The organism is Paenibacillus sp. PastM-3 (genome assembly GCF_029893965.1).
Lineage (GTDB): Bacteria > Bacillota > Bacilli > Paenibacillales > Paenibacillaceae > Paenibacillus_AQ.
In genome coordinates, this window is sequence record NZ_JARXXP010000001.1 from 607,998 (window position 1) to 627,051 (window position 19,054).

Annotated in this window: 17 protein-coding genes and 2 pseudogenes; 10 read left to right on the plus strand and 9 right to left on the minus strand. The window is 50.0% G+C overall.

Translation table 11 applies throughout. The features are described 5' to 3' along the window. The first annotated feature begins 56 nt into the window (after positions 1-56). From M2108_RS02700 to M2108_RS02710, 3 genes are all read left to right on the plus strand, one after another. The gene (locus tag M2108_RS02700) at positions 57-1,106 is read left to right on the plus strand and encodes an ArsR/SmtB family transcription factor (RefSeq protein WP_277467420.1); all 1,050 of its coding nucleotides are present in this window, start codon (positions 57-59) and stop codon (positions 1,104-1,106) included. A 151-nt stretch (positions 1,107-1,257) separates the two neighbouring features. After that, the gene (locus M2108_RS02705) at positions 1,258-2,157 is read left to right on the plus strand and encodes an ABC transporter transmembrane domain-containing protein (protein ID WP_277467419.1); all 900 of its coding nucleotides are present in this window, start codon (positions 1,258-1,260) and stop codon (positions 2,155-2,157) included. Then, a complete protein-coding gene (locus M2108_RS02710) occupies positions 2,141-2,983 on the plus strand; it encodes an ATP-binding cassette domain-containing protein (protein WP_277467418.1) in 843 nt (280 codons plus the stop codon). Before M2108_RS02705 ends, M2108_RS02710 begins: the two co-directional genes overlap by 17 nt. 90 nt (positions 2,984-3,073) lie before the next feature. On the opposite strand, the gene M2108_RS02715 is transcribed toward M2108_RS02710, so the two are convergent. Genes M2108_RS02715 through M2108_RS02725 form a run of 3 tightly spaced genes read right to left on the minus strand, consistent with a single transcriptional unit; the run spans position 3,074 to position 4,981 of the window. Further along, entirely contained in the window at positions 3,074-3,637 is a 564-nt protein-coding gene (locus tag M2108_RS02715; RefSeq protein WP_277467417.1) for a 5' nucleotidase, NT5C type, read from the minus strand. A gap of 26 nt (positions 3,638-3,663) precedes the next feature. Continuing rightward, positions 3,664-4,476 carry a GNAT family N-acetyltransferase gene (locus M2108_RS02720; protein WP_277467416.1) on the minus strand — a complete coding sequence of 271 codons (813 nt, stop codon included), beginning with the start codon at positions 4,474-4,476 and terminating at the stop codon, positions 3,664-3,666. Between the two features lie 19 nt (positions 4,477-4,495). Then, a complete protein-coding gene (locus M2108_RS02725) occupies positions 4,496-4,981 on the minus strand; it encodes a GNAT family N-acetyltransferase (protein ID WP_277467415.1) in 486 nt (161 codons plus the stop codon). A 130-nt stretch (positions 4,982-5,111) separates the two neighbouring features. On the opposite strand from M2108_RS02725, the gene M2108_RS02730 reads away from it, so the two are divergent. The 3 genes and pseudogenes from M2108_RS02730 (at position 5,112) to M2108_RS02740 (ending at position 6,199) form a co-directional block, all read left to right on the plus strand. Then, positions 5,112-5,699 carry a P-loop nucleotide/nucleoside kinase family protein gene (locus tag M2108_RS02730; RefSeq protein ID WP_277467414.1) on the plus strand — a complete coding sequence of 196 codons (588 nt, stop codon included), beginning with the start codon at positions 5,112-5,114 and terminating at the stop codon, positions 5,697-5,699. Positions 5,700-5,756: 57 nt separating this feature from the next. Further along, positions 5,757-5,961: pseudogene (locus M2108_RS02735) on the plus strand (nitroreductase family protein); the annotation flags it as partial. A gap of 1 nt (position 5,962) precedes the next feature. Beyond that, complete coding sequence (locus M2108_RS02740; RefSeq protein ID WP_277467413.1) at positions 5,963-6,199, plus strand: MarR family winged helix-turn-helix transcriptional regulator; 237 nt, start codon at positions 5,963-5,965, stop codon at positions 6,197-6,199. On the opposite strand, the gene M2108_RS02745 is transcribed toward M2108_RS02740, so the two are convergent. Both M2108_RS02745 and M2108_RS02750 read right to left on the minus strand, forming a co-directional pair. Then, positions 6,200-7,864: a DUF6138 family protein gene (locus M2108_RS02745; RefSeq protein WP_277467412.1), complete on the minus strand. Its 1,665-nt coding sequence runs from the start codon at positions 7,862-7,864 to the stop codon at positions 6,200-6,202. It lies immediately after the preceding gene. Positions 7,865-7,969: 105 nt separating this feature from the next. Continuing rightward, on the minus strand, positions 7,970-8,881 hold the full coding sequence (locus M2108_RS02750) for an NAD(P)/FAD-dependent oxidoreductase (RefSeq protein WP_277467411.1): 912 nt from the start codon (positions 8,879-8,881) through the stop codon (positions 7,970-7,972). A gap of 157 nt (positions 8,882-9,038) precedes the next feature. Between M2108_RS02750 and M2108_RS02755 the strand changes: the two genes are divergently transcribed. Further along, entirely contained in the window at positions 9,039-9,263 is a 225-nt protein-coding gene (locus tag M2108_RS02755; RefSeq protein WP_277467410.1) for a DUF6199 family natural product biosynthesis protein, read from the plus strand. Between the two features lie 59 nt (positions 9,264-9,322). On the opposite strand, the gene M2108_RS02760 is transcribed toward M2108_RS02755, so the two are convergent. Next, the gene (locus tag M2108_RS02760; protein WP_277467409.1) at positions 9,323-10,147 is read right to left on the minus strand and encodes an AraC family transcriptional regulator; all 825 of its coding nucleotides are present in this window, start codon (positions 10,145-10,147) and stop codon (positions 9,323-9,325) included. Positions 10,148-10,255: 108 nt separating this feature from the next. Here M2108_RS02760 and lacZ point away from each other — a divergent pair, with 108 nt between their 5' ends. Beyond that, on the plus strand, positions 10,256-13,369 hold the full coding sequence (gene lacZ / locus M2108_RS02765; protein WP_277467408.1) for a beta-galactosidase, LacZ type: 3,114 nt from the start codon (positions 10,256-10,258) through the stop codon (positions 13,367-13,369). Positions 13,370-13,420: 51 nt separating this feature from the next. On the opposite strand, the gene M2108_RS02770 is transcribed toward lacZ, so the two are convergent. Further along, on the minus strand, positions 13,421-15,202 hold the full coding sequence (locus M2108_RS02770; protein ID WP_277467407.1) for an ABC transporter substrate-binding protein: 1,782 nt from the start codon (positions 15,200-15,202) through the stop codon (positions 13,421-13,423). Between the two features lie 114 nt (positions 15,203-15,316). Here M2108_RS02770 and M2108_RS02775 point away from each other — a divergent pair, with 114 nt between their 5' ends. Continuing rightward, the gene (locus M2108_RS02775) at positions 15,317-16,558 is read left to right on the plus strand and encodes an MFS transporter (protein WP_277467406.1); all 1,242 of its coding nucleotides are present in this window, start codon (positions 15,317-15,319) and stop codon (positions 16,556-16,558) included. Between the two features lie 57 nt (positions 16,559-16,615). Here M2108_RS02775 and M2108_RS02780 read toward each other — a convergent pair whose 3' ends face one another. Both M2108_RS02780 and M2108_RS02785 read right to left on the minus strand, forming a co-directional pair. Further along, positions 16,616-17,041 (minus strand): VanZ family protein, encoded by a 426-nt coding sequence (locus M2108_RS02780; RefSeq protein WP_277467405.1) that lies wholly within the window; start codon positions 17,039-17,041, stop codon positions 16,616-16,618. A gap of 261 nt (positions 17,042-17,302) precedes the next feature. Next, positions 17,303-18,679 carry a sedoheptulokinase gene (locus M2108_RS02785; RefSeq protein WP_277467404.1) on the minus strand — a complete coding sequence of 459 codons (1,377 nt, stop codon included), beginning with the start codon at positions 18,677-18,679 and terminating at the stop codon, positions 17,303-17,305. Between the two features lie 136 nt (positions 18,680-18,815). Here M2108_RS02785 and M2108_RS02790 point away from each other — a divergent pair. Next, positions 18,816-18,956 (plus strand): annotated as a pseudogene (locus M2108_RS02790) (SDR family oxidoreductase); the annotation flags it as partial. Positions 18,957-19,054: the final 98 nt, after the last annotated feature.

The following is a 19,054-nucleotide window of genomic DNA, read 5'->3' on the forward strand; positions in this document are numbered from 1 at the left end:
ACACCACAATATAATTAATTAGATGAGTACCAAACCACTGAATTGACGGAGGCGCTATGAAACTGCATATTCATGAACAGTTCGACCCGGTTTTTGAAACGATGGGATTATTATATGTAAGCTATCAGCCGTCTTACCGGAAAATAATGGTCGAAGACCTTGAACAATTTGGCCTGGATGGCGAAGCTTTTTACAACAAGCACTTAAAAATCATGGAAAAATACATCGGCAGCTTCGCCAAACACAGGAAAACGGATGATACCGCCGTATTCTTTTTTAATGATGATACGACAGACTTCTTCTTACTTCTGCAGGTATTGCTTAGTGAAAATCCGGAGTGGCTTACTTCACTGGAAGGTATTGCGGAGACGGCCGTTCAGGATAAAATACTAAAGACGATTAACGAAATGCAAGCGATGCAGAGTCATTCTCCCCGTGAACTGGAGCTGTCGTCCATTCAGTCACTTCCGGAAATGATCCGCTTTCTTAACGAAAGTCCGCTGAAGGAAGCAACCAAATGGAAGCTGATGACACTACTGCACCAGCCGCGCGAACACCTTCGTACCCTTATAGAAATTGTAAAAATAAATCTGCCGGCTTTTGAAAAAGCCCGCCGGGAGATTGAGAAGCAGGTCAGCAAGCTAATCCCTGCATACGTTCAGTCCATTCAACGGCAACAGGATGAGCAGTTTATTAAGTTTGTAGACATGCTGGAGGATGAGAATCCGGAGGTTTATCCTACCCTCATCCTGCCGCTCGGCCAGATGGTTTTATCCGGCAAACACTATTACGGGTTATACGTAGATATGCTGCCGATCGCCAGCAAGCAGCATTCTGATTCCAGAGAGCTTTTGCTGCTACGGATGAAGGCGCTGGCCGATAACAGTAAATTACAAATTCTTGCCTCACTTAAGGTAAGTCCCAAATACAATCTGGAGATCGCCGACCAGCTGGGACTCACAGCAGCAACGATGTCTCATCATATGAATGTCCTGCTTGCCTGCGGAATGGTCCGGGTCGAGAAAAACAACGGCAGAGTATATTATCATCTCCATACAGAAAACATGCAGGCGCTGATCGAAGATCTGCAACAGTTTCTTTTATAATGGATGAATGGCTTCCCGCACCCATAATGCGGGGAGTTTTTTTATATCCTCATATTCGATTTCAATCTAATTTATTCGACTTAATTGTAATTCGTGTGTTATCTTCATCTTACAAATTATGTATAAATCTAATTATGGAGCTGATGTAGAGATGAAACACACTTTGATACGCAACAAGCTGCTGTTGGCTGTAACTTTACTGTCCGGTATGATTGCCGCTGCCGTCGGTGTGCTGATTGCTCTTGTGCTGCAAAAAGTAATTGATGCCGCTCTCCGGGGAGATTTGCAGCTTTTCCAGCGCATTCTGCTGGTGACCATTATTTATGTGCTGATGCTTTGCCTGACCAGTTTCATCCATTCTTTATGCAGTAAGGCTCTTGTACGCAATGTTACTGTGTCGATCAGGGAACGGATATTCCGCGGTGTGCTCTACCAAAAAACAGCTGACTTCAAAGCGGCCAATACCGCAGATTATCTGTCAGCACTGACCAATGACATCAAGCTGGTTATCGAAAATGTTCTTCAGCCTCTCCTGCATACCTTTCAAAATACCGTAATTTTTATATCCTCCCTTATTGTTCTCCTCGCATTAAGCCCGCTGATTACACTTATTCTCGTGATCGGCATGATTCTGATGTTCACAATCCCTTCGCTGTTCGGAAGGCTGCTGCAACGCAGGCTCAATGCCGTATCTTCTGAGATGTCCCGGTTCACTGCACAAATCAAAGATCTTCTGGCCGGATATGAAGTGATCCGATCCTTTGGCCTTAAAAAGCAAAGTGAACAGGGATTTCAGCAGGCCAATCAAACTGCCGCGAGTGTCAGCTTTGCTGCGGACCGGTTATTTGCTGCGAATGAAAGCATATCGGAGGCATTAGCTATATTCAGCCAGCTTACCGTCATGTTCGTTGCCGCCTACCTGAATCATCACCGGCCACATTTCCGCAGGCAGTCTTGTTGCACTGGTCCAGCTAAGCGGCGGACTGGTCGGCCCTGTGCTCGTCATCATGCAGAATGTTCCCAAGATCAGAAGCATGAAGCCGATCCTTGAGCGCATTGAACAGCTCGCTGGCGAAGCTGGGCAGCCTTCAAAATCAGAACAGCCTGAACCTGTGTTTGAACATTCTTTAGAGGTGCGCCGGCTCAGCTTTAGCTATCAGCAGGGACAACCCGTCCTCAAGGATATTCATTTCAGGCTGCACAGAGGACAAAAAATCGCCTTAATCGGACCAAGCGGCTGCGGCAAATCAACGCTCGTTAAGCTGCTAAGTGGGTATTACGAAGATTATGACGGTTCTGTCTCTTTGGACGGTGTCGAGCTATCAGCGCTAGACAGCGAATCCATGCTTCTTATAACATCAATGATTCATCAGAATGTTTTTCTGTTCGACTCAGATATCAAGCACAACATCTGTCTGGACGAACCGTTTCCGGAAACGGTACTGGAAGCGGCACTCCGCAGCAGCAGCCTGTATTCCTATGTCCAGCAGCTGCCGGAAGGACTATCCACTACAGTCGGCGAAAATGGCTCCCGGCTCTCAGGCGGCCAGCGCCAGCGGGTTGCTGTGGCCCGGGCACTGATCCGCAGCAAGCCGATCCTGATTCTGGATGAAGGAACGTCTGCAGTTGACAGGCAGACTGCCTATGAGATTGAGAGCAGCCTGCTCGCCCTGCCGGATCTTACACTAATCACGATTACGCACAATCTGAATGATGAGCTGCTTGAGCAGTATGACGAAATTTGGTTTATGGAGGACGGCAGAATTACTGAGAGTGGCAATCTAAGCGAGATGCGGGATTACGGAGGCAGCTTCAGCCGCTTTTATCAGAAAAAAGAACCTGATCTTCAAACGGCTGGCAGCTTGCCAGTCTATTAATCTCTGTATACAAAAAACTCCTCCGTAACTGGCTGCCCGTTGAATACAGGCAGTCAGTCGGAGGAGTTCCTTAGATTTTGGGTCAGCGGATTAACGCTCCATCAGCAGCAGCCCATCAATTCGCTCCTTCGCACCCTTCCAGGAGGTCATCAGCGGAAATGCATACTCCTCACGTGCCCTTAGATTCCACGGATGCGGGATGCACAGCACCTTTTTACCTTCCTGAACAGCAGGCAGCAGATTATGCGGCCCGTCGTCGATCAGCAGATCAAAATTAATCAGATGCTTCCGCTTGGCCGTAAAGAAATTTTCTGCCGGAATGAACGGCATATGCTTCTGCAGCCAGTTCCATTTTTCGGTGACAGACTTGGGTGCAGCCGCAGTAACGATTATGACATCATAGGCGTTGTGCAGCTTTTCCATTTCCTCCACCACGTGCTCGTCAAACAGCTCCAGCTCCTCATACAAGCCCGGACGGCCGAAAAAGAGCTCCTGTGTACTGTCGGGATGTCGCAAATGATCCGTGTTCCAATCGATCATCTCCTCATAGCGGAGGAGATGCGTCGGGAAATCATTGTTGTTATGGTAAATAGCCCGTTTGACCAGATGACAGATGGTATCATCCATATCTACGGCGATGACCGGTTTTCTCATAGGCAGCTCCTATTCATGCTTGTATATTAGATAAGACTCCAGATTGCGCGCGTCCAGGCGATCCGGAAGCCTGTGCGTTCCATATTGTTCTGGCTTACCGATCCGAAGGCGGCTTGTGCAGCAACTAACCGGCAGCCAGTCTTGTGGGCGGTGTACAATCTCTGCCGAAGCAGTGCAGTCTGTATGCCCCGGTTGCGGAAATCAGGTGCTGTCGCTGCCAGCGCGCATGAAGCAACGGTACTACCGATATGCATTGCCGCTACTCCGGCAGGTACATTATCAAGAAGTGCCAGGAACAGCATCCATCCATTCCTGTTCAGCAATCCGATGTTATTGTTAATAAAATGAGGCTTGGCAGACAGCGGCATACCCGAGCCGAGACAGTGTATTTCAGCATATGCGTCAAATTGTGACTGTTCCCGGATTTCAATGATTTCAATATTGGACGGCGGGGTTGGCGGTTCTGTTAGAGGCAACCCGTATAATACAGAATGAAATCCAGTCTGGCCCAGACCGTTAGCTCTTAACGCTGCAAGCAGTCTGGGACTGCAATGATACGGATCAACATCAACCTGGAAGTCCCGTTCCCTTTCACGATAGAACCGGACCCATTCCTCTATCTGATCCTCTTCATCATCTGTTAACCCTTTTACCGAATTAAATATGCTCCAGGGCATAGTCCTTATGTAATAAGCAGTCGCTTTACCAAAACTTCTGATCTCAACCCCCTCCGGGTTTCCTTCCCGTTCAGCAATGGACTGTATTCTGGAAGTCAGGAAGTCTATTTCGGATTGCCGGATTTGGGCAATAACCTTGTCATTGACAACCGGAAATTGCATGCTGAACGCCTCCCTCTTGCTAGTTATGTTTTTCAAGCTCTTTAATATACCAGGCATCACAGGCAAAATGCTCAGATCCGGCCAGCGGCTCAGCGAGCATAGTGAAGCCGTGCTTCTGATAGAACCTGTTAGCTGCCCCCATCGTCTGCAGGGTTTCCAGATAACATTGCTTATAATGCTGAGCAGCAAAATCTAGCGCAGTCTTCAGCAGCTCAGCCGCAATACCGGTTCCTCTGGTTGCGCCGGCAAGATACATCTTTTGCAGCTCACACACCTCATCCGACTCTGCAAAAGGTGCAATTCCGCAGCCGCCCAGCACCCGGCCGTCTTCCTCAACAATCCAGTATGCCCGGTTATCAGCAGAGTTGTAATAGCTGTAGAGATCATGCATGCTGTCATCAGCCCAGGCGAGGCCTTCACGGTTGCCGCCAAATTCGATCAGACATTCTCTGATGATTTGCTCAATGAAACGGTTGTCCGTTTTTTCTATCTGTCTAATCTTCATTTGCCCCTTGCCTCCATCTTGTACGATTTACTTTTGTAATTATACAAGATAACCGGGCAATGAACTATACTGGTAAAAGACCAGAAACCGGTAACTATTCACTTATGACAATAATAAAGGAGATTCGATGATGAACAAGCTTGTCTTTTTTCTCGGTCCTGGCGGCGCCGGCAAAACAACACTGGCCAAAGCTGTAGCTTCCCGCCGTAAGGCAGCTGTGCTGGATATGGATATCCTGTTACGCCCTGCTGCCACGGCAATAATGACGATGCACGGACTTGACCCGGATGACCGGGATTCGGAGGAATATAAGAAGCTCTGCCGCGATTTGGGTTACCGGATTACTATGGATGCCGCACTTGATAACATTGGACTCTCCGCCGATCTTTATGTTGTTGGCCCCTTCACCAAGGAGGCTGCCGATCCGGACTGGATTGAGGCTGAGCTGGCGCGAATCGGCATGACCTTGCAGGAGGTTGAAGTGAAGGTGGTGCTGGTCACCTTGAAGGACGAAGAGCTGTTTCGTGAACGGATTGCCGGCCGTAACTCTCCGCTCGACGGCTGGAAGTTCCGGAACTGGGAGCAGTTCCGCTCCGCCTTCAGCCCCCGAACAGTCGCCTGGCCGCTGCCCGAAGTAAGTGTGACGGTCATTGACAATTCGAGTCCTGAGCTGGATGAGACTGCGGGCAAAGTGGAGCAGTTTATCTACGGGGAATGAAGATTTTTTCGGATCAAATAAAAATATATACTTCAAGGAGAGAACCAGCATGATGGCAAAGCGGTGGAGCTCGGCTATATGCCCCAGGAAGTAAAAGATTATCAGCTGAATGCCTTTAAGCCGCTGTATTCACAGATTAGCGATAAAGATATGCGCGATATTATTCGCCTTCAGATTGGACAAGGAACGCTATTTGCCGGTCATGCTGCTGACCATCGGTAAAGCAGCCAGTGAAGGCTTCAATAAGGAGGGAACACCATGAATTGTTCAATCACCTGAAGCAGCTTGAGGCGGAAGGCATGGTGACCAGAAGACGCAATCCGGATGATCAGCGGGTGACTTTTGTCCGGCTGACTGAGGAATGCCGGAGCCTTATTGTTACCTTTAACAAGGAACGGACCGAATTCATCCGGCAGCTGCTTAACGGCTTCAGCGAGCAGGAGATCAATCTGATGACCGACATGCTCACCAGGATGCATCATAATCTGAAGGATCTTTAGTTAGCCGCGTCTGCAGGCTTGCATCAGCTCTTCAAGATTCTGCTTCTTCTCCCCTTCAGCCTTGTCAGCAAGCTTCTTCAGCTTGTCCTTACCGCCCCAAATAAGGTACACAAGATGCTCCACCTGGTAGTACTGGAGACCGCGTACCTGATTGAGCAGCAGTCTGAGCAGCTGTTCATCCTCGATCTCTTTCATCATCTTTAGCTTTAATGAATCCGTACTGTACAGCAAACACGTAACTAGAATAGAAAGAGTCTCCGTGTTAATGCCGAAATGTCCATATAATGCTGCTGTGAACCCATTCTGGACCGACTGATGTTCAACGTCTACCTTTTCCATGTATTCTCCGACCAACGGGAAATATTCCCGGTCTGTCAGACCAAGCCCAAAGACTGCATAGCTGCCAGGCATGCAGCACTTCTCCCCTTCCGTATCCGTATACCATTCGAAGGTTTCCATGGCAGCCCTGGCGTACTCTACCAGCAACGGGTGGACCTCCGGATACTCAAGCGCATTCGCAAAAAAACGGTGCGTGCCCGACTTAGCCAGTCCTTTGATCGGCAGCCAGCTTTTAACTGCGGATTTCAGCTTAATCTGATAGCTTTTGGGAAAGCCACGCTCAAGCAGCGTAATCAGGAACCGGAGCGCCTGACCGTAGCTCTCCCCTGACTCCTGCTTCATATGGATACTTACCTCAGCAAACACATCATTAGCTATACATTCCACCAGTTCAGCCTTCAGCCTGGTAACATCCTTAGCCAAGGCTCCGCTGCCCTCCCGGATTAGCCGGTCAGCCCGGGTGCTGCCGAGTGCGGTCACGCAATTCAGGAAGGTGAGTCCGGTACTTCTGCTGTAGGAAGGCTCATATCTGAGGATGCTTACTGCACTATAGATCACCAGCTCCACAGCTTCTTGTCCGCTCCCGCTCTGCGCCAGCACGGCACCGCTCTTCTTCGTATATTCCTTCTGCCACCCGCTGCCTGTGTTCTCAAAGTATCGGGGCAGCCACTGCTCCTCAACCCAATTCCTTAGGGCCACAGTCAGTGTATTGCGGTGCTCCGGAAGATGCTTGCTCCCCTTATTCAGCTCTTGTATTCGCTCATACACGCCAATGATTCTCCCGGAATCCAAGACGGGAAACAGTTCTTCATCCAGCAGATGCCGGGCTAAGAAAAAAGTTTCTAGCGGTTTGGTCGGATATTTGCCGGCTTCAAGCTTGCTGGAGATATAGAGGCTGATCCGGTCCAGCAGCAGCTTCTTCTTCGCCTCGTCAACATATTCGAGAATGGGCACTTTGACAAAGCCGCCGCTTACCTGGAAGTTTCCTTCAAACTTAAACCGATAATCCAGCACTGCCGGAGGGAGTGCCTTTAATCTATGCTGCATATAACGGGCAAGCTCAGGAACGATCTGCTCCCGCACCTGCTCCTCTGTCAGCCCGCCGCTGGTACTCAGCCTGCTTTTGCCCGGTACAGATAAATCCAGCAGATTATCTGTTAAATCTGCTCTGCTTCCATCATATTTGAGGAGCGCGTACCCGTGAATGCCTGCTTGAAGCGTAGTACGCTTTACAATTTTATCTGCATCCTTATCGTTGATGTATGCGATCCACTTGTCTATTTCCTGCTTCATTTCATCAATAATAGGTTCCAGTGAATAATCCATAGCATTACCTGCTCCTTTACACAGCAATATCGGCAGTGAGGCTGCCCGGTCTACTCTATTAATAATTACATTAAATAGTACAGTATCCTCATATACTGTTCAAATTCAACTCGCATCCCAGGCCTCCCCGTTCAGCTCCCCATTTATCATAATAGCCGTCAGAGCGCCGGAAGCGGCCGCAGCTATTGCCTGATACTTTTCAGAGGCAGCATCACCGGCAGAGAAGACTCCGGGGATGTTGGTTTTGCCGTATTCATCTGTAAGTATACTGCCCGCATCATTTATTTCGCAGCCTATTGTTTGAGGGAGCTCCGAGCCCTTTGTCAGGCTGGGAGCGAAGAATATCCCTTCACATGGAAGTCTGGTTCCATCCTCTAAAACCACCTGCTGCACCATTCCTGCCTCCGATTCAATTGCTCTTATTGCTGCTTCATGCACCAGCACCCCATGACGCGCCAGCTCCCCTCGATCTTCATCCGTCAATTCCGCCGGCCCGTTGGTACAAATGCTGTAATCTTTCGTCCAGCCGGAGATTACTTTAGCCAGGTGCAGTGCGTGGGTTCCATCCACAATAAGGATAAGCTTTTTGTCCCGGAGCTCCCAGCCGTCACAATACGGGCAGACAAAGGCGCTTTTGCCATAGACCTCAGCGAGTCCGTCAACAGACAGCGGAAGATCTTTTTTTCCAACAGCAAAAAGCAGCTTCTTACTAGAATACATCGCGCCTGAGACCGTCGTAATTTCAAAATCATCCTCGTTCTTCGTAACCGCTGCAGCGGTATCACTGACACGGCTCACTGATGGATAAGCCTCCAGCTCTTCATGCGCCGCCTTGCGGAACTCTCTTGGACTTACTCCATCCCTTGTAAGGAAGCCATGTGTCTCACGGGTAACAATATTCCTCGGCTGCAGATCGTCAATGACAATGACAGATTTCCGGGCCCGGCCCAGAACTAACGCTGCATTTAGACCCGCCGGACCTCCGCCGATAATAACCACATCTACTTTAGTATTCATATTAAACACCCTTCCCGGAGTTATAATGTCCACGATTTTAAAAAGCTATTGCAGACTCTTTATATCTACGATAACCGGAACAGGTATTTAAAGCAAGTCTTTTTGTTGCATCGTAGTGTATAATTTATCCATATAACCGTTAAAAGGAGCTGATGGTATGGCACTTGGAATAATATTGCTTATCTTTGGCATTGGATCGATCGTATTTGGCTTATATATCCGCAAGCACCCTGACTATGCCTGGAAAATGAGTGAAGCCTGGAAGGTAAAAGGGGATTCCGAGCCCAGCAGCAGTTATATCAGTCTTATGACCTTCAGGGGCACGGTAGGTATCTCGATCGGAGCATTATTCATATTATTCGGCCTGCTTCAGTTTCTCTAGCATCCTAAGGCACGCTCTGCTGTCCACCCCGGACGATGCGGAACGTGCCTTTCCTCCTATTACCCTTTATCCAGCCCGTGCAGCTGTTTGAACTGCTCTGGCTGCATCCCGGTCAACCGTTTGAATACAGCACAGAAGTAGCTGGCATTCTCGAAGCCGGTCAGCTGGGCAATCTCATACAGCTTTTTCTCCCGCTGCTGGAACATCAGCTGCTTGCTGCGGTTAATGCGCTGCTTGTTGATATAGGTCACCGGCCGGTCATGGACCGTCCGCTGAAACAGCCGGCACAGGTATTGCGGCGAAACCGAAATCACCTCTGCCAGCTCCTTCAAGGGCAGCGCCCGATGCAGATGCTGCTCAATATGCTCCAGCACCGGCTTGATCCGCACCAGCTCATCCTCCTCGCTGGCAGGCGGGAGATTCCGCTTCAGGTCGAGCAGCATCGCATACAGCAGCTTGGAGCGCTCCAGATTATTGTCCAGATCGTTGGCATCCGGCAGCTGAAGCAGCTCATGAAACGGAACCAGCAGCTCAATATCCCTCAATTTCCGGACTCCCGATTCCCGGATACCTGCATAAGAAAGCATACCTCCCGCCTCTCTTCCGTTAAACGATATCCACGCCAGCTCCCATTCCCGGCTGATGGGTGTGTAGGCATGAGGAATATCCGGGAAGGTGAAGAATATCTCTCCGGGTCCGATCACATACCGCTTTTCCCCGACGGTCAGCTCCCCTTTGCCGCTCAGCACCTGATGCAGCTGGTAATCGGGAAATCCGGCAGGACGGGCGGTTTCTCCCTGATGCTCCCAGTATCCAATTGTTGTAGCATACAGCGGCAGCTGAATCGTATCATCCACCGCACAGAACACCATCATGCTCTCCATAATTGTCCACCTGTTTCATATTTTATTATAAGACACTAATATCCTTTTATATCCTATAGCCTTTTGGCGTTCTATAATATGAATATAACAATACAAGGAGATGTTAATGTGCGCAAGAAGCTAGACTACCAACCACCAGCCAACGGTTATCCCGAATGGAATAACAATCCCGAAATCTTTCAGCTGAACCGCCTGCCGGCTCATGCATCCATGATCTCCTATACAACTGTAGAGCAGGCACTTCAAGGCGAGTTCGCAGCGTCCCCGAACTATCATTCCCTTAACGGCAGCTGGAAGTTTGCTTTTGCAGAGACTCCGGAGCAGCGGATTAAGGATTTCTATACCCTGGATTATGATAACAGCAGCTGGGCCGAGATTCCGGTGCCTTCGCATTGGCAGCTCCAGGGCTATGACTACCCTCAATATACCAATGTCCGTTACCCGTGGGCCGTCTCCGAGCCGGACTTGAAGCCGCCGTTTGCACCTACAAAGTACAATCCGGTCGGCTCTTATACACGCACTTTTACTGTGCCTGAAGGCTGGGCAGGACAGCCAGTATTCATCAGCTTCCAGGGGGTCGAAGCGGCCTTTTATGTATGGGTGAACGGTGAGCTGGTCGGATACGGCGAGGACACCTTTACTCCGTCGGAATATGATATTACCGCTTATCTGCGGGAAGGCGAGAACAAGCTGGCTGTAGAAGTCTACCGCTGGTGTGATGCAAGCTGGCTGGAGGATCAGGATTTCTGGCGGCTGAGCGGGATTTTCCGCGACGTCTACTTGTATACTACACCGCAGGTTCATCTTATTGACTTCTCTGTAGTAACGGAGCTGGACGCTGCATTTACCGATGCCGAGCTGAGGGTGAAGCTCCAGCTGGAGAATTATTTTAACAGCGGAATGAATCCTTATTCGGTTGAAGTACAGCTCTATGATGCGCAAAAGCAGGCGCTTTGGGAACAGCCGCTGTCGGCCGCTGTTACTTTTAACGGAACAGATGTTCAAGAGATTCAGCTGAGCCGTCATATCGCAAATCCGGAAAAATGGAGCGCTGAGAAGCCATACCTGTACACGGCAGTTATCAGCGTTATTGACGATCAGCAGCAGGTACAGGAATTTATCAGCACCAGAGTGGGCTTCCGCACCTTTGAAATCAAAGACGGCCTGATGAAAATCAACGGCAAACGCATTGTCTTGAAGGGAACCAACCGTCATGAATTCTCCTGCGACACCGGACGCGCCCTCTCCAAAGCGGATATGATCCGTGACGTCCAGCTGATGAAGTCGCATAATATCAATGCCGTACGTACCTCCCACTACCCGAACCAGTCCATCTGGTACGAGCTGTGTGATGAATATGGCTTGTATGTCATCGACGAGACCAATCTGGAGACCCATGGCTCCTGGCAATACGGTCAGGAAGAGCTCGTTGAGACGAACGTTCCGGCAAGCAGACCGGAGTGGCTGGCCAACGTTATCGACCGCTGTAATTCCATGATGCAGCGCGACAAGAACCATCCGTCGGTCATCATCTGGTCACTGGGCAATGAGTCCTTCGGCGGCGATAACTTTATTGCCATGCATGACTATCTGAGAGAAGCAGATCCGACCCGTCCGGTGCATTATGAAGGCATTTTCCATTACAGACCTTCCGAGGCAGCCAGCGATATCGAGTCCACGATGTACATCAGACCGCATGAAGTTGAGCACTATGCCAAAAACAATCCGAAAAAGCCGTACATTCTCTGCGAGTACAGCCATGCAATGGGTAATTCCTGCGGCGGGCTGCACCTCTACACAGAGCTGTTCGATCAATATGACATCATTCAGGGCGGATTCATCTGGGACTGGGTGGATCAGGCGATCCGGACCAAAACCGCAGATGGAGTGGAATATCTGGCCTACGGCGGCGATTTCGGTGAAAACCCGCATGACGGAAATTTCAGCGGGAATGGACTGCTCTTCGCTGACCGTGCCGTGACTCCGAAGCTGCTTGAGGTCAAAAAATGCTACCAGTACATCAAGCTCACTGCCCTTGACCTGCAAAAAGGCAGCTTCCAGATCAAGAACAACTACCTGTTCACCGACCTGAGCGAATATCAGCTGCAGTGGAATGTATCCCTGAACGGTGAAACGGCACAGGAAGGCTCTCTGCAGGTATCTGCAGCACCGGGTGAAACCATTGAAGTCGCCATTCCTTATGAAGCAAGCGATCTGCTGAACGATAAGGAAGCTGTACTGACCCTCTCCTTCACCCAGGCTGAAGCTACAGAATGGTCTGAAGCCGGGCATGTTATTGCGTGGGAGCAGTTCGTTCTGGTGCCATGGATTGCCGCCAGCTGCCCTGCCATTGGCAGCGGATCGCTTCAGGTGACCGAGCAGGAAGATACTGTAACTGTTTCCGGAGAAGCGTTCTCCGTTTCGTTTGATACAACAAGCGGTGAGCTTTACTCCTATGTGGCAAACGGTAAAGAACAGCTCCTGCAGCCGGCCAGAACCAATTTCTGGAGAGCGGTGACCGATAACGACCTGGGTAATGGCCTCGACAAACGCAGCGCTGTATGGAAAGAAGCTTCAAGCAGCCAGAGTCTGATCAGCTTCAGCTTTGAGGCTTTAGACAACCGCTGCACGATCTCTGCAGACTATGTATTATTCACTGGTCCGGATTCTATCCTGCGCGTGAAATACGATGTCCGCAGTAACGGCTCCGTTGAGATCAGCCAGGAGCTGAATCCGGGCAGCAGCAGTCTGCCTGAGCTTCCGGAATTCGGCATGATGTTTGTGCTGGACAGCGGACTTGATACCATCTCCTGGTACGGCCGCGGCCCGCATGAGAACCATTGGGACCGTAACACCAGTGCAGCTGTCGGCAGCTACTGCGGTAAGGTCAGTGACCAGTTCACCCCTTACCTGCGTCCGCAGGAATCCGGCAACAAAACCGATGTCAGGTTCGCTTCACTGACAAACGGTGCTGACGGCCATGGCTTCATGATTGATGCTCCTTCCCTGTTCGAGCTTAATGCAATGCCATGGACACCGGATGAGCTTGAAGCAAGCGACCATGTATATAAGCTGCCTGCCTCAGACAAAACCGTACTGCGCGTGAACTACAAGCAGATGGGTGTCGGCGGCGATGACAGCTGGGGAGCGCCGATTCACAAGGAATTTATGCTGCCTGCTAACCGGCCGTACTTCTTCCGGTTTACCCTTTCACCTAAATAAACTTTAAGCAAATAAACATCCCGGGAGTATTTTCCGGGATGTTTTTCAGGTTTATTTTACCCAGACATCCTTATAGTTGATCTTCCCCCACGCATTTAGAGATATGCCGTGAAGAGAGCGGTCGTAGCCGACTTCCTGCACACTATGGTATATAAACAGCACATTCAGCTGCTGCTTCATCTCCTCTTCAACTGCTCTAAGCATATTCAGCTGCTCGTCCTCACCTGTTTCAATCAAGGCATCAGCGAGTATGGCATCTATTTTAGCCCTGAGCGGGGCGTGCAGATGATTGCGGATATACCCGTTTTTCGAGCGGTACATTTCAATTAGAGTGATGGCAGGCTGATCCCCCAGCACCTCTCCGGCATAGATCATATCCGCCTGCAGGATCACCTCTTCCTGTGATAATTCACGGATTGGCAGGATGGTGAGTTCGATCTGGACTCCTATTTGGCTGCATGCTGCCATAATCCAGCGGGCATCCTCCTCATTGCTGAAATATTCATACGTATAGAGCTGCAGCGTTTCTCCGTTATAAGAGGATTGTTCTATGCTTTTTTTTGCTGCTGCTATTGATATATCCCTTCCATAATCAGCATTGTAATAGCCGGGATGAAATCCTGATGAGGGCTTGTTTCTTCTTCCTTTAAGCTCACGGATCATATGCTCTCGGCTGAGCGCCAAATGTATAGCATGTCGCAGACTATAATCCTGAACTACACCCGGTTTAGAGAGGTTGAAGGTAAGCACAGTGCTGCCCAATTCCAGCTGATTTAGTCTTTCTTCGGCTTCCCCCTTATCCATCGCTTCAAAATACAGCAGCTGCGTTTGTCCGGACGGCTGTGTATGCCGCAGCTCCTCCTCATAATCAGGCCAGACCCACATTTCAATAACATCTAAATAGGGACGTCCGGCAAAGTAATGCTCATTAGCGTCCATGATCAGCATCGACTCAGTATTACTCCGCATACTAAATGGTCCGGTGCCTGCCGGCAGCCGTGCAAAGTTGCGTCTGGCATCCAGCTGCTCCAGATCATCCGGTACAATGGAGAAACGTTCAGTAGCAATAAAATGTGCAAAAAGCGCATTGCTTTCCTTCAGCTCGAAGCAAACACTGTATGTACTGGTAACTTCTATGGCCTGCACACTATTAATCAGCCAGTCTTCTCCGTTCCACTCCCTAATCCTATTGAATGTGTATTGTACGTCCTTAGCCTTAAACGGTTTGCCGTGATGAAACAGCACACCTTTGCGGAGATAAAAGGTCCAGCGTCTGTACGTCCCATCATGCTCCCAGTGATGAGCCAGTCCAGGCTTCAGTTTTTTGCTGAACGGATCAAATCGTGTCAAAGTGTCGAACAGCTGGCTGATTAGATGCGCTTCTGTACGCCGCACGACCTTCATCGGGTCCAGATCCGGGACAGGCCGGTAGAACGGATAGCGCAGGATATCCTCCTCAGTCCGCTCCTTCTGCACACCGAACCGGTTCCCCAGCCATGTATGAAATTCAGCTTGAACCGCTTCCCGTTCACTTGCCTGTATGCATGCAAAAGCTTCACTTAGCTGTCCATTTACACTTAAGCTTTGAGCTCTGGCGAGAATTAATTCATCTATGTTGCGCAGCAGGGCCAGCTGGGATGAATTGCCCCTGCCCAGTCCGGATTTCCAGCCGATGAAATGTTGCTCTTTCAGCTTTTGAATCAGAAATTGCGCATTACGGCGGGTGCAGTCAAAGACTAACGCGAGTTCGTTTATTGTGACCGGAAACCACTCGCCGTCAGCTTGTGCAGTGTAATGGTTTTTTAGCTGCAGATAATATTCCTCTATGTCCACTTCTACTCCTCCTCTAAAAGGCGAAAGGATGCAAACGATCTTTCTATTTTTGTTCTACTTTTGTAAAAGTATAATTTGAGGCAACCCGTTAGTAAAGAGGAGCGTGTGATTAAAATGATCAAAACAACAATACAGACGGAACCCGCAGGCCCTTCAATCTGGCGCAGCCCGGCCTTTATGGTTCTGCTTGGCGCCGGAGCCGTTATGGCGTTGGGAAACAAAATTTACGAACTTGCGCTCCCCCTCATACTCTATGACTTCACGAAATCCTCGGTAGTCATGTCCGCGATGCGCGGGATTGAGTTTCTGCCGAACCTGCTGCTGGCGATGTTCATCGGTGTAATTGTGGACAGGGTACAGAAGAAAAGATGGTCTCTAACAGCTATTCTGCTGCAGATTGTAATTCTGGCTGCACTTTATCTGACGATTGAGCGGGGGTATCATTCTGGTCCAATGTTCTATGTGGCCGGCTTTATGCTAATGACATTCGGCTATGCCTATTCCAATGCCCGGGTAGCTATGGTCAAGCATTCCCTTCCTCACTCGATGTTAACACCCGCGAATGCATCCTATACCTTCGTCACTACCTTTATCAGCATTGCCGGTCCGGTATTGAGCGGACTGCTGCTGATGCTGCCCAAAATGCACGAAGCCCTGCTGCTTACAGCAGTTGCCTTCAGTCTGGCGTTCGTAACCTTAAGCTTTATCAGAACCAATGAGCCTGTAAGGACTGCAGCCGGCAGCAGAGAGGGCTTCTGGAGAGAGCTGCAGGCAGGCTGGGCCGAGCTGCGCAGCAATCGCCTGCTGCTGTCCATGAGCATTGCCGTGGTGTTTCTGAACAGTACATCGGGCATGGTGGATACGACTATTATTTTCTTTGCCAAAGATGAGCTTGTGCTGAGCAACCTTGAACTCGGGATTGTATTCTCGGCTGCCGGGCTTGGCGGACTGGCCGGAAGCCTGCTCATCGTTAAATTGCGGAATCTGTTTCCGGTTGGGCGCTTAATCACGCTGTCGTGCTTATTAACCGGACTGACAGGGATTCTGTTCTATATGTCACATTCAGCGTATCTGCTCGCCGGAGGACTGTTTCTGTATGGCTGCTTCGAGACCGTAAGCACAGTCAGCATCTGGACATTCCGTCAGGAGACAACACCTTATCATCTGATCGGCCGGGTAAGCGGGATCACCGGTTCTATTTTTAAGCTGGGTATGCCGTTTGCGATCATAGCTTCCGGCTGGATCTCAGAGCTGTCAGGCCCGCGTACCGTGTTCCTGATTACCATTGCGGCTAATCTGCTGATTTTCACAGGCTGCCGGCTTAGTCCACTATGGAGACAACGCCAATCTAGTTAAAAGAAAACGACGCCCATTCTGTTTCTTAGAATGAACGCCGTCTTTTCACACAAATGATTACCTGCGTCTTGCCTGTAGCCCGGCAGCACCGGTCCACCTTTTAACCACTGCTATAAGAATGATACCGGCGACGATTCCCGCAGAGTCATTGACCATGTCGTAAATTCTCCCGTCCCGCCCGAAATAAAGCTGGAAAATTTCTGTGGACACAGCGAACGCTATGGACCAGACGATACTTTTTATGTAGCTTTTATTTATCCGGTAGAGCAGCATTCCGAAGATTGCAAACCCTATAAAATGGCCAATTTTGCGGGTGATGAAGAGTTCAGTGTACTTGATGTCCATCTGGAGCAGGTTATGAAAATCCGGGTTCGGGGTCAGGTGAAAATAAGGCATTACCCCCTTGCTCCAAAAGCTTGAATCAGCGGCACAGGTGAAAATAAACAGGACAATTCCCCAAAGGAACAACATTACGGCTTTCATAGTAATCCTACTTTCTGGTGCGGGTTGGAAAAGATATAGTAGCTATTATAGCCTTCCGCCCCGTACGATTGCAATTAAGCTGCATTCTATATCGGACACGAAACTGCCGATGCTCCCGCGCAGGACGGCAATTTTTTCGAGATAAAGTCCATTCCTGAGAGCAAGTACCTATTGGATAACCGTATAGCCATTGCATCGCAAAAAAGGCCAGCCTTCAAGGATCGCCCTTTTCATCCTCATGCAGCAGGGGTACCGAACAGATCATTCCGGCTGATCCAGCCCGATGTATTGCCCGGCTTCACGGAAGCCGGTTATGAAGCCGCCCCCTGCAGCAGCACATAATGCCGCGCCGACAGCCGCTTCCTCAATGGACAAGCTGAATGCAAACGGCAGCCCAAAGTCGGTACGTACCTTCTCACGCAAAACATTGTTAAGCCGCAGCGCATTGCCTGATCCGATGAGGATTGTATACACATTACCGGTTACCCGGGTCAGAGCCTCATAAAAAGCATACAGCTCATCCACTATCCCCTGAAGAAACCCGTGCGCCAGATTAGCGGGAGTGAAATTATCCAGTGAGATCTGCCCGATGCTGCCGCGCAGCTCCGGATGAGCCCGGGTCCCAAGAAACCGGGTAGTAACCTTTAAGCCTTGGGCTGACGGGAGGCTGTTAGCAAGCAGCCGCTCCATAAAGCTGTACATTTCCCCCGGTTCCTCCCCGGTATAATTACGGATGACTTCCCGGTAAAATTGCTCAAGCAGCGCATACGATTTCCCTCCGCTTAGCGCTGCACCGACAGCCAGTCTGCCGCCGCCGGGAAAAGGCCGTGTCTCCATCCCTTCAATATTGTATTCACCGTCCGGTAACAATGCGGACAGCTGACTTCCGGTACCGATGTTAATCAGCACCGACTGCTCAGGAGACGGAACACTTCCAAGGAAGCTGGCCTGATTATCCCCGAGCGAGCAGTAAACCGGCAATCCGCCTGGAGTATGCCCAACAAGCGTTCCGGAAGGTACAACCTTGGGCAGCATTTCCGCCATGATCCCCGCCCGTTCAATGGCAGGATAATCAAAGTCTTCCAGTGTAAAGCTGTAGCCTCCGATGGCTGCAGCCTGAGTGGCATCGACAACAGGCATGATGCCGCCAGTCAGGCGGAGGGCAACATAGTCGGCAATGGTGCAGAAGCTGACGGCTACGGCCGGAACCAGATCCTGCTGCAGATTATAGTAATGGGTGGCTAACCCGTATCCGGGAGGAACAGAATAGCCTGTCAACATTCTAAGTTTTTCAGCATATGTAATCCCGTCGCCACAAGGTAACGCTGCCCTGCCATCCTGCCATGTATATAGCGGACTGACATGCTGCCCATTGCCATCTGTATAGACGATGCCGTGCATCTGGCCAGTCAGGCCGATTCCCATAACATCCTCCTCCGTCTGAAGCAGCTCCTCCAGCATACGGCCGATACTTTCACAGATCACTTCAGGGTCCTGGAGTCTTTCCCATTCCTGGTGGTCTCCAGGAACAGCTGTGTCGCATTCTTCTGTAATACTGCAGAGTACCATTTTATGCTCCAGCGAATACACGAGCCCCGTAATGGAGGTAGTCCCGATATCGAGTCCGATAAACTTCATCTGCGATCCTCTTCTCCTCAAAAGTAACTCTAGTATATACAACAATGGTAAGACGGTTCAATTTTGCCGGAATCTGCAGCTAGTCTCTGATATTAATGCAGACGCGGCAAAAGAAACCGTGGACCAGATCAAAGCCGGAATGGGCCGTATTCAAGCTGGACTGGCGCTTTATCCCCGTAAAGGCAAGCCGGAGGAAATCGCAGGACTAGCCTTGTTCCTGGCATCTGATGAACCCAGCTTTGTGAATGGTATAGTCGTTACAGCTGACGGCGGGTGAACGGCTTATTAAGGCTTCTTAGCAAGAAAAAACAGCAGTTCTCCCTTTGAGAGGAGCTGCTGTTTATTTTTCTTTTAACAATCCGTTATTTTTCTTTT

Bases quoted from the DNA above. Each gene is read 5' to 3' on its own strand.
- M2108_RS02715 (WP_277467417.1), bottom strand. From the start codon at position 3,637: ATGAGAAAACCGGTCATCGCCGTAGATATGGATGATACCATCTGTCAT.
- M2108_RS02785 (WP_277467404.1), bottom strand. From the start codon at position 18,679: ATGAAGTTTATCGGACTCGATATCGGGACTACCTCCATTACGGGGCTC.
- M2108_RS02780 (WP_277467405.1), bottom strand. From the start codon at position 17,041: ATGAAAGCCGTAATGTTGTTCCTTTGGGGAATTGTCCTGTTTATTTTC.
- M2108_RS02750 (WP_277467411.1), bottom strand. From the start codon at position 8,881: ATGAATACTAAAGTAGATGTGGTTATTATCGGCGGAGGTCCGGCGGGT.
- M2108_RS02720 (WP_277467416.1), bottom strand. From the start codon at position 4,476: ATGCAATTTCCGGTTGTCAATGACAAGGTTATTGCCCAAATCCGGCAA.
- M2108_RS02705 (WP_277467419.1), top strand. From the start codon at position 1,258: ATGAAACACACTTTGATACGCAACAAGCTGCTGTTGGCTGTAACTTTA.
- M2108_RS02755 (WP_277467410.1), top strand. From the start codon at position 9,039: ATGGCACTTGGAATAATATTGCTTATCTTTGGCATTGGATCGATCGTA.
- M2108_RS02730 (WP_277467414.1), top strand. From the start codon at position 5,112: ATGAACAAGCTTGTCTTTTTTCTCGGTCCTGGCGGCGCCGGCAAAACA.
- M2108_RS02700 (WP_277467420.1), top strand. From the start codon at position 57: ATGAAACTGCATATTCATGAACAGTTCGACCCGGTTTTTGAAACGATG.
- M2108_RS02725 (WP_277467415.1), bottom strand. From the start codon at position 4,981: ATGAAGATTAGACAGATAGAAAAAACGGACAACCGTTTCATTGAGCAA.
- M2108_RS02775 (WP_277467406.1), top strand. From the start codon at position 15,317: ATGATCAAAACAACAATACAGACGGAACCCGCAGGCCCTTCAATCTGG.
- M2108_RS02710 (WP_277467418.1), top strand. From the start codon at position 2,141: ATGAAGCCGATCCTTGAGCGCATTGAACAGCTCGCTGGCGAAGCTGGG.
- M2108_RS02760 (WP_277467409.1), bottom strand. From the start codon at position 10,147: ATGGAGAGCATGATGGTGTTCTGTGCGGTGGATGATACGATTCAGCTG.
- M2108_RS02745 (WP_277467412.1), bottom strand. From the start codon at position 7,864: ATGGATTATTCACTGGAACCTATTATTGATGAAATGAAGCAGGAAATA.